Origin of the sequence: Bartonella sp. AA18HLJMS, assembly GCF_042197245.1 — a bacterium.
GTDB lineage: Bacteria > Pseudomonadota > Alphaproteobacteria > Rhizobiales > Rhizobiaceae > Bartonella.
Genome location: NZ_JBHIRP010000015.1, coordinates 15,819 through 29,283 on the forward strand (window position 1 = coordinate 15,819; position 13,465 = coordinate 29,283).

13 protein-coding genes and 1 tRNA gene are annotated in these 13,465 nt (G+C 40.6%); 6 read left to right on the forward strand and 8 right to left on the reverse strand.

Annotated elements, in window-relative coordinates; all coding sequences use genetic code 11:
* Window positions 1–3 precede the first annotated feature (3 nt).
* From ACFINW_RS07940 to ACFINW_RS07965, 6 genes are all read left to right on the forward strand, one after another.
* Window positions 4–3,957 (forward strand): hypothetical protein, encoded by a 3,954-nt coding sequence (locus ACFINW_RS07940; protein ID WP_375674089.1) that lies wholly within the window; start codon window positions 4–6, stop codon window positions 3,955–3,957.
* A gap of 9 nt (window positions 3,958–3,966) precedes the next feature.
* Window positions 3,967–4,296 carry a hypothetical protein gene (locus ACFINW_RS07945; RefSeq protein ID WP_375674091.1) on the forward strand — a complete coding sequence of 110 codons (330 nt, stop codon included), beginning with the start codon at window positions 3,967–3,969 and terminating at the stop codon, window positions 4,294–4,296.
* Window positions 4,297–4,359: 63 nt separating this feature from the next.
* Window positions 4,360–5,022: a lysozyme gene (locus tag ACFINW_RS07950; protein ID WP_375630756.1), complete on the forward strand. Its 663-nt coding sequence runs from the start codon at window positions 4,360–4,362 to the stop codon at window positions 5,020–5,022.
* A complete protein-coding gene (locus ACFINW_RS07955) occupies window positions 5,019–5,246 on the forward strand; it encodes a hypothetical protein (protein ID WP_375611041.1) in 228 nt (75 codons plus the stop codon). Before ACFINW_RS07950 ends, ACFINW_RS07955 begins: the two co-directional genes overlap by 4 nt.
* Before the next feature lie 116 nt (window positions 5,247–5,362).
* The gene (locus ACFINW_RS07960; RefSeq protein ID WP_375637227.1) at window positions 5,363–5,593 is read left to right on the forward strand and encodes a hypothetical protein; all 231 of its coding nucleotides are present in this window, start codon (window positions 5,363–5,365) and stop codon (window positions 5,591–5,593) included.
* A 26-nt stretch (window positions 5,594–5,619) separates the two neighbouring features.
* Window positions 5,620–6,405 (forward strand): DNA adenine methylase, encoded by a 786-nt coding sequence (locus ACFINW_RS07965; protein WP_375637229.1) that lies wholly within the window; start codon window positions 5,620–5,622, stop codon window positions 6,403–6,405.
* A 102-nt stretch (window positions 6,406–6,507) separates the two neighbouring features.
* Here the strand turns inward: ACFINW_RS07965 and ACFINW_RS07970 are convergent.
* The 8 genes from ACFINW_RS07970 to rpmH form a co-directional block, all read right to left on the reverse strand.
* Window positions 6,508–6,592, reverse strand: a tRNA-Leu gene (locus ACFINW_RS07970).
* 114 nt (window positions 6,593–6,706) lie between these two features.
* A complete protein-coding gene (locus ACFINW_RS07975; protein WP_375630331.1) occupies window positions 6,707–7,327 on the reverse strand; it encodes a 2,3-bisphosphoglycerate-dependent phosphoglycerate mutase in 621 nt (206 codons plus the stop codon).
* 28 nt (window positions 7,328–7,355) lie between these two features.
* A complete protein-coding gene (gene dapB / locus ACFINW_RS07980; protein ID WP_375621625.1) occupies window positions 7,356–8,168 on the reverse strand; it encodes a 4-hydroxy-tetrahydrodipicolinate reductase in 813 nt (270 codons plus the stop codon).
* A gap of 1,108 nt (window positions 8,169–9,276) precedes the next feature.
* Window positions 9,277–9,969, reverse strand: coding sequence for a glutathione S-transferase family protein (locus ACFINW_RS07985; protein WP_375612254.1), 693 nt, complete (start codon window positions 9,967–9,969; stop codon window positions 9,277–9,279).
* A 139-nt stretch (window positions 9,970–10,108) separates the two neighbouring features.
* Window positions 10,109–10,753, reverse strand: a complete 645-nt coding sequence (gene yihA, locus ACFINW_RS07990; RefSeq protein WP_375641029.1) for a ribosome biogenesis GTP-binding protein YihA/YsxC — start codon at window positions 10,751–10,753, stop codon at window positions 10,109–10,111.
* Window positions 10,750–12,588 (reverse strand): membrane protein insertase YidC, encoded by a 1,839-nt coding sequence (gene yidC, locus ACFINW_RS07995; protein ID WP_375612256.1) that lies wholly within the window; start codon window positions 12,586–12,588, stop codon window positions 10,750–10,752. The genes yihA and yidC overlap by 4 nt, the downstream gene beginning before the upstream one ends.
* Window positions 12,578–12,970 (reverse strand): ribonuclease P protein component, encoded by a 393-nt coding sequence (gene rnpA, locus ACFINW_RS08000; RefSeq protein WP_375612257.1) that lies wholly within the window; start codon window positions 12,968–12,970, stop codon window positions 12,578–12,580. Before rnpA ends, yidC begins: the two co-directional genes overlap by 11 nt.
* Before the next feature lie 117 nt (window positions 12,971–13,087).
* Window positions 13,088–13,222 (reverse strand): 50S ribosomal protein L34, encoded by a 135-nt coding sequence (rpmH, locus tag ACFINW_RS08005; protein ID WP_005864709.1) that lies wholly within the window; start codon window positions 13,220–13,222, stop codon window positions 13,088–13,090.
* Window positions 13,223–13,465: the final 243 nt, after the last annotated feature.

The window sequence follows — 13,465 nt, forward strand, 5'->3', positions numbered from 1 at the left end:
CAGATGAAGATACCCGATCATGAACATGAATATTTGATACCTGTTGCAACGAAAGAGGAAATCAGAGAAGGGACTTCTCAAGACAGCGTTGTTGTTCCGAAGCTTTTAGGGACGGCATCTTTGTATTCGTATGAAACCTTTGCGCCGTTAGAGCAGGTTGTTAATGCACGTCAAGAAGCAGAAAAAGCCATGTCGCGTGCGAATGGTGCGCAACAGGTTGCAGAAGAATCGAAGAGGATTTCGGAACAAGCGCTTAGCGAAGTTACCAAAACGGGTGAAGCGGTTACAGCAGTAACAACAACGGCTAATCGTGCAAAAGATACAGCAGATACAGCCAAGGGATTAGCAGAAGAAGCCAAGAATACTTCTGATGCAGCGAAGCGCATGGCAGAAGAGACAAAAGCAGCAGTCGATAGAGCCTCAGGGGAAATCAATAGTACGAAAGGTTCCCTTTCTACGGCATTACAACGTTTTGAAGAGGTCAAACAGAGCAGTGAGAATGCTGTTAATTTATCGACCGAAGCCAAGAGGTTAGCCGATGAATCGAAGACCATTGCAACGCGTGCAGAACAAACAGCAAGAGAAGCTTCACAAACAGCAACAGAGACGACGCAAGTAGCAGCGACGGCGGTAGCAACGTGTCATGAAGTTAAGACTGTAGCCATGCAAGCAAGTCTAAAGGCAGATGGAGCCAAACAGGCAGCCGATGATGCCAAGGATATTGCAGAACAAGCAAAAGAGTTATCAGAAGGTGCGACATCTTCTGTTACAGAACTCACAAAAACAGCCTCACAAGTACAAGCGGGAGTAGAGACAGCATTAACAGCTTCAAGAGAAGCCAAATCACAATCAGAGGCAGTTGTAAGCACGTCAGAAGAGGCGAAAGGTTTAGCGGAAAAAGCGAATACGGCATCTACAGAGGCGCAAAAGGCATCAGAACAGGCATTAAGAGAAGCGACTTCTGCGAAAACAACAGCGGGCGGGGCATCTAGTATAGCCAATGATGCGAAAGGGATTGCTGAGGCAGCTAAAACATTATCAGAAGAAGCAAAACGGTTGGCAGCAGCATCACAGGAGACAGCAGAAACAGCAAAGGCTAAAGCCGAAAGTGTAGAGGCAGTTGCGAATGAAGCAAAATCTACAGCGACTACAGCATTAACAGAAGCAAGAGAAGCTAAGAGTACGGCATCTGAGGCGAAGGGTTTGGCGGAGGAAGCGAAAAGCGCCGTTGATAAGGCGACAGGGAAAGTAGAGCAAGCTGTAAAAGAGGCTAGCGATGCGAAATCTAAAGCAGAAAATTTAGAGACTGTTGCGACTGAGGCGAAATCCACGAGTGAACAAGCAAGTCAAACCGCCTCTAGTGCAAAAAGCTTATCAGAAGAAGCAAAAGAAGAAGCAAGGAGCGCCAAAGCGACAGCCTTAGAAGCCAAAAGTGCGTTGGATAGTGCACAGACGAAAGCCGAGCAAGCGCAACAGAGTGCAACAGAAGCAACACGAATAGCCAACGAAGCGAAGGTAGCAGCAGAAGCATCGGTGCGTTCAGGAGAAACGGCAGGTGAAGCGAGTGTGGAGGCGTTGAAGGGTATAGCTACAGCAGCAAAGAGTAAAGCGGAAGCAGCAGAGAAGGTAGCAGAAGAAACGAAAGGTGCTTTGGATGGTCTAAAACAAGTAGCAGGTAGTGCGAAGTCTATAGCCGAAGAGGCAAAGAAGGTAGCTGATGGTGCACAAAAGAAGGCATCACAGGTAGAGACAGTAGCGGGTGAAGCTGAAAAGATAGCAAAAGAAGCCAAACAGACAGCAGGTTATGCTAACCATGAGGCGGCACAAGCGCGCAGTGAGGTAGAAAAGGCAAAAAGTACAGCTCATGAAGGATGGAGTAATGCCAATAAAGCGCAGGAAGTAGCAGGTGACGCTAAGACTATAGCAAGTTTAGCGCGGATGTATTCAGACGAAGCCAAGAAAAAAGCCGAAGCAGCAGACAACAAAGCTCATGAAGCGTGGAGTAATTCCCACAGCGCGAATGAAACAGCGAAGGACGCCAAGGTTATAGCAAGATTAGCGGAAACAGCAGGTGAAGAAGCCAAGAAAATAGCGGAGAAAGCCAATGACTACGCGTATGAAGCTAAGGGTGAAGTAGAGAAAGCCAAGGAAATAGCTAATAGTGCAAAATATGCAGCAGGAGAGGCGCAAAAGGCAGCTGAAACAGCGGGTAAAAAAGCCGCGTCTTTAGAAGCAGCCGCAGAAGAAGCACAAAAAATAGCTAAAGAAGCCAAACAGACAGCAGGTTATGCTAACCATGATGCGGAGCAAGCGCGTAGTGAGGTGGAAAAAGTAAAAAGCACAGCGAATGAAGCGTGGAGTAAAGCTTACGACGCGAATGAAGCAGCCAATAACGCTAAGACTATAGCAAGATTAGCAGAAATGGCAGGTGAAGAAGCCAAGAAAATAGCAGAGAAAGCCGATGACCGAGCGTATGAAGCCAAGAATGAAGTAGAAAAAGCCAAGGAAATAGCGAGTAATGCAAAATATATAGCAGGAGAGGCGCAGAGGGCAGCCGAAACAGCGGGTAAGAAAGCCGCGTCTTTAGAAGAAGAAGCGGAAGAGGCACAAAAAATAGCCAAGGAAGCCAAGGAGTCTGCTGGTTATGCAAGACATGATGCGACGCAAGCGCGTAGTGAGGTGGAAAATGCAAAAAGCACAGCGAATGCAGCGTGGAATAAAGCCCACAAAGCGAATGAAACAGCAGATAGTGCTAAGCTTACAGCAAGTTTAGCAGAAACGGCAGGCGAAGAAGCCAAGAAAAAAGCCGAGGCGGCAGATTCACAAGCCTATCAAGCCAAGAGCGAAGCCGAAAAAGCCAAGGAAGTAGCCGATAGAGCGAAAAGGACAGCAGAAGAAGCCAAAACAACCGCCGATACAATGAAGAAAGAGCTTAGTGGTATCAAGAGTTCTCTGGAAACAGCGACAACAGCTCATACAGTAGCTTCACAGGCAAAAGCGCTAGCGGAAGAGGTAAACAATTTACTGAAACAGTCCAATTTAACGGTTCTTTCAATTTCCACGCCGTTTCTTATTGCAACAGGGAAAAAACAACTCACATTGAAGAAAGGAACGCGTATAACCTTGGCATTAGGCAATGATACTTTGGTTGCAAGTTATACGGAAGATACAATAATAAACGTTTCTTCTATTTCGGCGGGGAAGGATTATTATGTTTATTTGGTTTCTGATGGAAGACAGTCTCATAAATTTGTTTTATCAGAAAACTCTACGTATCCAAGGAATTACACAGTGAGTAATTCGCGAAAGATAGGAGGGTTTCATACGCTTTGTGCGGATGTTGGTACGATTTCCGGTCATCCATTGTCTGGTTATAGAGCAGGGGATATTTTACCCAATTCAGTTTGGTGTCTCAATCACCGTCCGCATAGTTCACCAGAAGGTATGGTTTATGACCCCTCTACAGATCTTTGGGTTGATATTTATCTTCAGTCAGGGACGGGTGAAAATACGAAATCAATGTATCGTACCAATATAACAACAAACCGTAATTATACCGAACATGTAACAGATATGGCGCGTGTTAAAAAATCTTTACTGAGTGATGAAGCGTTTGCTTCTGCTATGTATGGAAGCAATGAAAAGACACATATTGTTGGCAAGAAAGAACCAACCTCTAAGGTTTCAGGTGGATATAAGGATACGGCGAATCGTCGAATGATCTCGCATATCGGTTGTGAGGATGGTTGCGGTTATGTTTGGCAATTTTTATCGGGCACGTTTCCTATACCCATAAGCCGTACGCAAAATACGTTTGAAATGAGAGCATTTTTAGGGGGTGGTAGCTGGAGTAATACAACGGATAATGGGCGTTTTACTCGAGCCACCATGATCGTCAATGGTGGAAATGAACAAGTTGCGGCGCGTGGATGTAGCCATACGCGTCATTTTGTTTAGGAGGGAGAGATGATAGAATATCCAGAACATTTAAATAGCAAGCAAGATTATCTGAACATGCTTTCTTTTGACAAAGTTGAAACAGTAAGAAGGCTAGGGAATCTTTTAACAACACGTTTTTATTGGGTTTTTGTTAAAGAGCTTGGAGAGGGAGAAGAGGGGATTGAAGATGACACGCATAAGGTTTGTCTAACAACAACCATGCCGTTTGATTCAAATGGTGATTTTGTAGAAAAGCGTTGTCAGTATGAATTACAGGAAAGCGACTATGCGCCGCTCTTTCAACTTGGCTTTCGTGTTGAAGAAGTCGAGCAGCTGATCAAAGAGCATAGCCAATAGAGATCATAAGAAAACATTTTTATGCCGCCTCACTTTTGTGGGGCTTTTTTTATGGAGCGTCAGATGAGAAAGATATCGCAAGAAGGATTAGAGCTTATCAAACAATGGGAAGGTTTGCGTTTAGAGGCATATCGAGATACGGCATGTGTCTGGACGATTGGTTATGGTCACACCAGCAATGCGGGTCACCCCCTTGTCAAAAAAGGCATGTGTATTAGCCAAAAGCAAGCAGAAGAAATCCTTTGTGAAGACTTAAAGCAATTTGAGCAGACGGTAGAGGAATCGGTGACGGTTTCGTTAACGGATTGCCAATTCGCGGCATTGGTCTCATTTTGCTATAATGTAGGAACAGCTGCTTTTCGCAAGTCAACCTTATTGAAGAAGCTTAATCAAGGGGATTATGAAGCCGTACCCTTAGAATTACAGAAATGGAATAAGGTCGGTGGGAAGCCTCTTGCGGGTTTAGCCAACCGTCGAGCAGCAGAAGCGGGATTATGGGTAAAAGGGGCTTATGTTTCTTCGAATTATCAAAGGGTAGAAACGAAAACAGCAAGCGGTCTTTTAAAGATAGAAGCACTTGCCCCGATTATAGGGTCTTGTTCGGGGTTTGGAGGCTTGTTGGTTGGCAATGGTCCGGTGCAATGGGCTTTAGCAGGTATCATGGTTTTAGCGGCTGTAACGGGCATAGTGATTGTCGCCAAGCGGTTTGGGGAGCAACGCTTATGATTTTTTGGCTAAAGAAATATTCTCTTATGTTTACAGCGGCTTTAGCCGTTTTTTTTATGGCTTTAGCCAAGGCATTTCAGCTTGGCAAGCAAAGCGAACGGCAAAAGCAAACAGAGAATGCTTTAAAGACAGCAACAACCCGTCTTGAGGTAGAAAATGAAGTTAATCGAAAAAGTGATGCTGGTGTGCGCTCTGAACTTTCTCGTTGGGTGCGCGGCAAATAGGTCTGTTTCTTGTGGTGGCTGGTTGCCCATTTATTTGGATAATAAGGATGTTGCGGTCATCAGTTCCAACCTTGCAAGAGATATTTTGAAGCATAACAAGCAGGGAGCCCATTTATGTGGTTGGAAAGATGGTCAAGAAACGAAGCAGCAAAGATAAAGATCTTACAGAAACAGAACAACAGCTCCTTCACGAGATGATAGAGACCTATCAAGGCTTAAAGATGATGTCACGCTTTATGAAGTGGATTGCCTTCATTCTCTTTATGTTTATTATCGATTTTTCCCGTTGCGTGGACGCCATAGAGAATAGCTTCTCACATCTTAAAAGATGGATAACAAAAAGTTAGAACTCACAAAATCTTTCCTTTAAAACATGACGAAACAAGAATTTACACAAACATTGTTTGCGTGGATGGGTGGTAAACACTATCTGCGTAAGAAAATTATACCGATTTTAAATAATATTGACCACGAAACCTATGTTGAACCGTTTTTAGGCTCTGGTGTTATTTTCCTAAATAAAAGACCAGCAAAATATTCTGTCATTAATGATTTGAATGGAGAGATCACGAATCTGTTTCAATGCGTTCAAAATGACTTTGATGATTTAGCTAAACGATTGGAGTGGTTTGTTTGTTCAAGACAGTTGTTTTTTGAACTTGCGGCGATTGAACCAGAAAGCCTTTCCAAAGTTGAAAGAGCCGCCCGTTTTTTGTTTCTCCAACGTTGTGTGATGTATGGGAAAAAAGATTATGTCTCTTTTAGTTTTGGAAGGAAAAAGCCTATAGCATTTAATCCCGAAAAGCTGTTATCAAGGATGAGACGTGTTAGACAGAAGCTTCTTGATACAACAATCTTAAATTTGTCGTGGGAACGGGTTATCGAGCTATTTGATGCACCCGACAGTTTATTTTACCTAGACCCGCCTTATCTTGTAAAGAAGAAGTGTTACAGCTCTGGGAATTTTGTTGAAGATGATTTTGTGAGTATGGCAAAAGTTCTCAAAAGCATACAAGGCAAATTTGTCTTGAGTCTGAATGATTGTGATGCGGTTCGAGAGATTTTTAAGGATTTTGACTTTTTAGAATTAGAGACCCTTTGGACCTCTGGTTTTGCTAAAAAACCACCCCGAAAAGAACTCTTGATTCGTAATAATTAGAGAGACGTGTTGCAAAATCCTATTCCCTCACTTTTATTTACGCGTCCCTCACTGTAAAAAATATATGGAAAATCAATAAATTATTTTGGATAAAAAAGAGTATGGTGCCCAAAAGAGGACTCGAACCTCCACGCCTTACGGCACGGGTACCTGAAACCTGCGCGTCTACCAATTCCGCCATTTGGGCTTATAAAATTCATCTAAGCGCATGAAGCAACTCTGTCAATAAAATTATAGAATTTATTTTTTCAGCTTAAAACGATAGCATTGAACTTTTGAGGGAGATCATGATTTTAGAAGTTTAAGGTGTGAGGACTGTCTTTGATAAAATTGTTGAATCCGGATTAAATGTGTAAATAATAGGAATGCCGGTCGCTAATTCTTGAGATATAATTTCCTCACCGGAGAGACCTTCAAGCGCCATAATAAGAGCACGAAGAGAATTTCCATGTGCTGCGATCAAAACAGTTTGGGAGCGCAAAATATAAGGCTGGATATGGTAAAGATAATAAGGCCAGATGCGTGCACCGGTATCGCGTAGGCTTTCCCCATTCGGCGGCGCAATCGTATAGGAGCGGCGCCACATTTGCACTTTCTCCTGCCCCCATTGTTGGCGTACTTCATCTTTATTTAAACCAGAAAGATCACCATAATTACGTTCATTTAATGCGGGATTTTTTATCACTTCTAAATCTGATTGTCCCATTTGCTCTAAAATGTGCTGAGCGGTTTTTTGAGCTCGCTGTAAGGCAGATGTATAAGCGATATCAAACCTCAAACCATATTCTTTCAGTTTTTTTCCTGCTGCTATCGCTTCTGCATGACCTTTTTCTGTTAAATCGGGATCTTTCCAACCGGTAAAAAGGTTTTTGAGATTCCATTCACTTTGTCCATGACGAATTAGTGTAAGTATGCGTCCCATTATAAATTGCCTCTATTCTATTGATTGTTTAAAATTCATCGTTCAATCCCAAAACATCGAACATTGAATAAAGACCGCTTTCATGATTTTGTGCCCATAAAGCTGCTTTTAATGCGCCATTGGCAAAGATAGAGCGTTCTTGCGCTGTATGTGAAAGAACAATGCGCTCATTGGAACCAGCAAAAATGACACTGTGTTCTCCAACAACTGTCCCACCACGTGAACAGGAAAAGCCAATGGCGCCTTTTTTGCGTTTACCTATATGACCATTGCGTTCATTGACACACACATTTTTAAGCATAACATTGCGGCCTTCAGCTGCTGCTTGGCCAAGAAGAAGGGCTGTTCCAGAAGGAGCATCAACTTTGTTAGCGTGATGCATTTCATAAACTTCGATATCAAAATCATCGGCTTCTAATGCTTTAGCGGCTTTCTTTACAAGGTTGGCTAAAAGATTTATTCCAAGGCTCATATTTCCGGATTTGACAATAGTTGTATATTTCGCAAAATCTGCAATTTTTTCTTCTTCTGTTTTGCTAAATCCTGTGGTGCCAATAATATGGACAAGGCTTTTTTGAGCAGCGTAGTTAGCATAAAGAATACTGGCTTCTGGTTGTGAAAAATCTAAAATACCTTCTGTATTAGAAAAGGCATTTTCGGGATTGTCAGTGATACTAATCCCAAGAGAATCTGAACCAATTAAGGCACTGGCATCTTTTCCTACAAACGGTGAGCCTTTACGTACAAGAACAGCACAAAGCTCTACATCTTTCCTCTGCTGGATTGCTGTAATGAGTTCACGTCCCATTCTTCCATTTGCACCAACAACTGTAAGGCGCATTTTTATCTCCTTATGATACTTTACTGTGCAGTATAGGCAAATTCTTGCCTTCTTTCCAATGGTTCTTTTTCTTTATAGAAATTTTTTCCTTCTTTAATTTATCTTGTTGTGCTGTAAAACACTGTTGTTTAGAGCAAGTGATATAAGATCTACAAATTTAAATAGAGATGTTTTTCGTTAGAGTGTGAGATGAATATTCTTAAGTAAGGTTTGCTTATGAAACCTTATGAAGATTGTGTATTACTTTACGCTTTTTTTTCGTTCTTTAAAGGGGAGCGTTCTTCATGCAAAATAAGATCTCCCAAACAAAATAGACCTATGTTGTCAATTCATGCGCTTTTCTTAAAGAAATATTTATCAATTCTTCTAAACTTATTTTATGATAGTGCTCGTGAGTGGTATCACGAGAGAATATCCATGAATAATATAAAATCTATTCTGCGCCACTATCTTTATGCTTCATAAATAGAGCAAATCAACATTATCATACGTTTTGTTAGCCTTTAATGTTTTAACTTAGTCATTTTCACTCATCAATTCCATTTGTGACGCATAAGAAAACGATTATTTATCATTGTATATCAATACGTTATCCATAAATAAAATCACGTAAAAAGGGGTAAAAACAAGGGGCTAACAAGAAGTTGGATTATTTACACACGAGAGTTGGGCGGATTCTTCATCTTTTAGGAAAGTCAGTTGAAAAAATTGTTATGTTGTAAAAACGCATGATGAGGCTTTGTTTATTATAAAGAAAATAGGATATATATTATGCAATGCGTTTTTTCATATATTGGGGAGAATGGAGTATAACATGCGTTAAGTATTGTTATTTTATTTGCCTAGCTTCTAATGATGCTACAGCTCTTGTATTTAAAGAGAGTCTTTAAAATCCTTTCTTAAGTATTTCTTATCCCTGTGCTGATCTTTTTTGTGACACGATAAGAAAGTGATTTTTGTGATTCAATTATAATGGGTTTTATTCTCTGTTTAATACGATCATAAATCAATGTATTATTATATTGTTTATACGCATGCATAAAAATTCATAAACCTATAAATATCCTTTAGATAAAATATCACTTTTATTTTTGTTTGTGAGAGAAGGCTAGAAATCAAGATCTGCATAGTGAGCACTTGCAACAATTCCGCGGACGCGATCTGTTAAAAGAGAACGAAAAGAAGGGCGTGATTTAATTCTCATATACCAGTCTTTGGCAGCAGGAGATTGTTCCCAGTCAATTTCCCCTAGAAAGTCAAGTACAGAAATAGAGGCTGCTGCTGCTAGATCTGCATAGGACAAGGCAGAACCGACTAAGCTATCGCGAGAGGCACAGAGCCAATTGAGATAGTTCATATGTGGTAAAATATTGGCACGTGCATTGCGTAAAATTTGTGAATTAGGAGCACCACCGCCAATGGCAAGTGGCATTTCACGTTTATGGATTCGTTCTCGTACGATATGGCGCGTTGCTTCATTTTCGAATTTATTTAAGAACCAGTCATTGAGACGGCGTACTTCCGCACGATCTAAAGGATTTTCTGGAAAGAGCTTATTTTCTTGTCGTAAACTTCCATGTGTTTCGTCTAAATATTCGCAGATAACAAGAGGACCTGATAATGGAACCTCGTGTTCATCGAGAAAAACAGGAACATGACCAGCGGGATTGAGGGCTAGAAATTCGTGTCTTCTTGCCCATTCATATTCTTCAATCAGTTGAGTGGTTACACCATATTCCCCAAGAATGAGGCGTATGAAGCGCGAGGCAGAGGATAGGGGAGAGTGAAAAAGTGTCAGCATAATTTACACTATCAAATAGAGTTGAAGAGAATTCTTTCAAGTAATCATTTTTATAAAGATGCTTGACTAGAAGTACAAGATCATTAGTAGTTGCTAGTAATTATAATTAATAAATTGTTAATGACTAGGAATTGTTCTCTTATGCGATGGTTTGCAAAATGGCAGCACGTAATTCTTCTAAACCGATAGCTTTTTCTGAAGAGGTTACAAGAAGCTCAGGATAAGCTGCTGGGCGTTTAAGAAGCTTTGTTTGTGTGCTCATAATTAATTTTTCCAAAGCATTTGATTTGATTTTATCGCTTTTTGTCAAAACAATGTGATAAGAAACAGCTGCTTTATCAAGGAGAGCAAGAACACCTTCATCATTATTTTTGATTCCGTGCCGTGAATCAATCAAGATATATACACGTTTTAACGTTGTGCGCCCCCGTAAATAGCTAAAAATCAAATTTGTCCACGCATCAACAAGATTTTTAGGAGCAGCAGCAAAACCATAACCAGGCATATCTACTAATGCTAGAGGGGGAAGGTCTCCTAGTTGCCCACTGAATCCATCGGGGACAAAATAATTAAGCTCTTGAGTCCGTCCTGGTGTATTTGAGGTACGTGCTAAGCTTTTTTGTTGGACGAGTGCGTTGATTAAAGATGATTTTCCAACATTGGAACGACCTGCAAATGCAATTTCTGGTGGTCCTTCAGGGGGGAGAAAGCGTATTTCTGGTACACCACGAATAAAAATCCAATTGCGAGAAAAAATTCCAGAAAGGGAAGAATCTCTTGTCATTCATGCACTTCTTTTTTGGGTGATCTTCTCCAGATGGCTTTCAGATTATCAAAAAGCTCAATTTTAACTCCTTGGCGCTTCATCATGATACCTTGCTGAATGATTGATAATATATTGTTCCATGCCCAATAGATGACGAGACCAACAGGGAAAGAGGCGAGCATAAAAGTAAAGACAACAGGCATCCATGTGAATATCATCGCTTGGGTTTGGTCTTGAGGAGCAGGATTCATACGCATTTGTAAAAACATCGTTATTCCCATAATCAAAGGCCATGCACCAATCATAAGAAATGTTGGCGTTGTATATGGCAAGAGACCAAACAAGTTAAAAAGAGAAGTTGGATCGGGTGCCGCTAAATCTTTAATCCAGCCAAAGAAAGGGGCATGGCGCATTTCAATAGTGATATAGAGAACTTTATAAAGAGCAAAGAATATTGGGAATTGAACCAACATTGGCCAACAGCCTGCAAGGGGATTTATTTTTTCGGTTTTATATAGATCTATTATTGCCTTTTGTTGTTTGGTTTGGTCATCGGGATACTTTTCTTTTATTTCTAGCAACCGCGGTTGTAAAAGCTTCATGCGTGCCATAGATTTATAAGATTTATTGGCTAGAGGGAAAAGAAGAGTTTTTAAGAGAACTGTGACAAGAAGGATGGCGATACCAAAATTCCCTGTTTGTTTATAAAGAATATCAATGAGGGAAAACATTGGTTTGGTGATGAAATCAAACCAGCCCCAATCAATTAAAAGAGCAAACTTTTTTATTTTTAGGTCATTTTGATAATTATTAATAATTTCAACTTGTTTTGCACCAGCAAAAAGACGATTTGTAACAGTTTTTGTTTCATTTGGGGCAATCGTTAAAAGCGACCCTAGCAAGTCAGACTGATAATGCGTTTGCAAACGATCAAAATAAATAAAACGGCTTGTATATTCTTTATTTTGCGGGGGAATAACTGCTACAGCCCAATATTTATCGGTAATACCAATCCAACCTCCTGTTACTTTGGAAAAAGTCATGCTTTTTTGCCCATTATCAGGATTTGGGTCAAGCTCTGCTAAGGTTTTATATTTTTCAGTTTTGAGCGAATCTCCTGCAATACCTATCATACCTTCATGAAGTAAATAGGTTGCATTTGTATGTTCTGGTGGTGCAGCACGTGCAACGCGGGCATAGGACGAGAGATGTATTGGTTGATCACTTTCATTGCTGATAGAATCCTCAATGGTAAACATGAAATGATTATCAACAGAAAGGGTCCGCCGGAAGATTTGTCCCTGTCCATTATTATAAATTAAAGTGATGGGTGTTGAAGGAGTCAGGATTGTATTGTTTCCCTCTATTTGCCATTTTGTATCCGATTGTGGCAAGGCTTTTGCTGGCAAAGACGCACTTGCAAAACCAAATTCAGCAAGGTAGGTTGTTTTGAAACCTTTAGGATTTAGCAAATCGATTTCCGGTGATTTTTTATCGACTGTTAAACGATATTTTTTGAGGTGAAGATCATCAAATTGTGCACCAACAAGATTAATAGAGCCTTCCAGTTCATTGGTTTTGATCGCAATACGCTCTGTTTTGTCCAATACAGCTTTCCGGATTTCAGGTGTCATGGGCTGTTCGATGATAGATGTAGCTTGATACGTTGAGGTATCATCAGAAAAATCTGTCGTGGTAGTAGAAAGGGCTGATTGTTGTTTTGACAATTGCTGTGCGATGACTTGTTGTTTTTGTAACTTTGCTTGTTTGGGAGCAACATGAAGAAATTGCCATGCGATGAGCACTACGAAAGATAAGCCAATAGCGATAAAGAAATTGCGATTATATTCCATCCGTACACCCTTGTTGTTGTTGCTGATGTTTAATTTTTGGTTTTATTCGCCGATTTAATTCACTAATCAAGGATGTAAAAGGTGCATGTAACACATCACGGTACGCTACAATGACATAGTCTGTTCCTGCTTCCATGTGGTTTGTTACACCAACTCTCACGGCCTCACGCAAGCGCCTTTTGATACGATTACGTTTCACAGCGTTACCGTTTTTACGGGTAACAGTGAAGCCTACACGTGCAAAAAGAGAATCTTTTCTTTCTGTTGTTTGTTCACGAGATTTAACTTCGAGCAAAAATAAAGGACCACGTCGTTTTTCTCCTGTACGGACAGCCAAAAAGTCTGCTCTTTTGCGAATACGGCAGGGATGTTTTTTCTTCATAAAAGAATATTTCGCAATTTCATTAAATGCCTGCAAGCAGACATTGTAGGTTCATAATAAAAGTTTCACAACGAAGAAACGATGAGCAATCCTCAACGGTTGTGAAAATTTAAATGGTTAAGCAGAAAGCCGCTTACGTCCACGAGCACGTCTTGCAGCAATAACTTTACGTCCTCCAGCTGTGGCCATGCGTGCACGAAACCCATGGCGGCGTTTACGGACAAGTTTAGAGGGTTGGTAAGTACGTTTCATTTATTTAAATACCGCGGAGTGCGGCCCTTCTTAATCTTCGTTTTATGAGTAGTTATGCGCGAGATAAACAATTTTATCCTATCATATGGCTGTTAACCCATAAGGAAAAATATAAAAAAAGTCAATCTTAGATTGTTTTTCTCTCTCTTGAAAGAATACAAAACACCTTATAACTATCTGTAACGCTTTTTACAATACTGTAGGAGTGTTAGAAAATAACGATTGAATCTACAGAACATAAAT

Excerpts from the sequence above, each read along its gene's own strand:
- ACFINW_RS07940 (WP_375674089.1), top strand. The coding sequence starts at position 4 with ATGAAGATACCCGATCATGAACATGAATATTTGATACCTGTTGCAACG.
- ACFINW_RS07945 (WP_375674091.1), top strand. The coding sequence starts at position 3,967 with ATGATAGAATATCCAGAACATTTAAATAGCAAGCAAGATTATCTGAAC.
- ACFINW_RS07950 (WP_375630756.1), top strand. The coding sequence starts at position 4,360 with ATGAGAAAGATATCGCAAGAAGGATTAGAGCTTATCAAACAATGGGAA.
- ACFINW_RS07955 (WP_375611041.1), top strand. The coding sequence starts at position 5,019 with ATGATTTTTTGGCTAAAGAAATATTCTCTTATGTTTACAGCGGCTTTA.
- ACFINW_RS07965 (WP_375637229.1), top strand. The coding sequence starts at position 5,620 with ATGACGAAACAAGAATTTACACAAACATTGTTTGCGTGGATGGGTGGT.
- ACFINW_RS07975 (WP_375630331.1), bottom strand. The coding sequence starts at position 7,327 with ATGGGACGCATACTTACACTAATTCGTCATGGACAAAGTGAATGGAAT.
- dapB (WP_375621625.1), bottom strand. The coding sequence starts at position 8,168 with ATGCGCCTTACAGTTGTTGGTGCAAATGGAAGAATGGGACGTGAACTC.
- ACFINW_RS07985 (WP_375612254.1), bottom strand. The coding sequence starts at position 9,969 with ATGCTGACACTTTTTCACTCTCCCCTATCCTCTGCCTCGCGCTTCATA.
- yihA (WP_375641029.1), bottom strand. The coding sequence starts at position 10,753 with ATGACAAGAGATTCTTCCCTTTCTGGAATTTTTTCTCGCAATTGGATT.
- yidC (WP_375612256.1), bottom strand. The coding sequence starts at position 12,588 with ATGGAATATAATCGCAATTTCTTTATCGCTATTGGCTTATCTTTCGTA.
- rnpA (WP_375612257.1), bottom strand. The coding sequence starts at position 12,970 with ATGAAGAAAAAACATCCCTGCCGTATTCGCAAAAGAGCAGACTTTTTG.
- rpmH (WP_005864709.1), bottom strand. The coding sequence starts at position 13,222 with ATGAAACGTACTTACCAACCCTCTAAACTTGTCCGTAAACGCCGCCAT.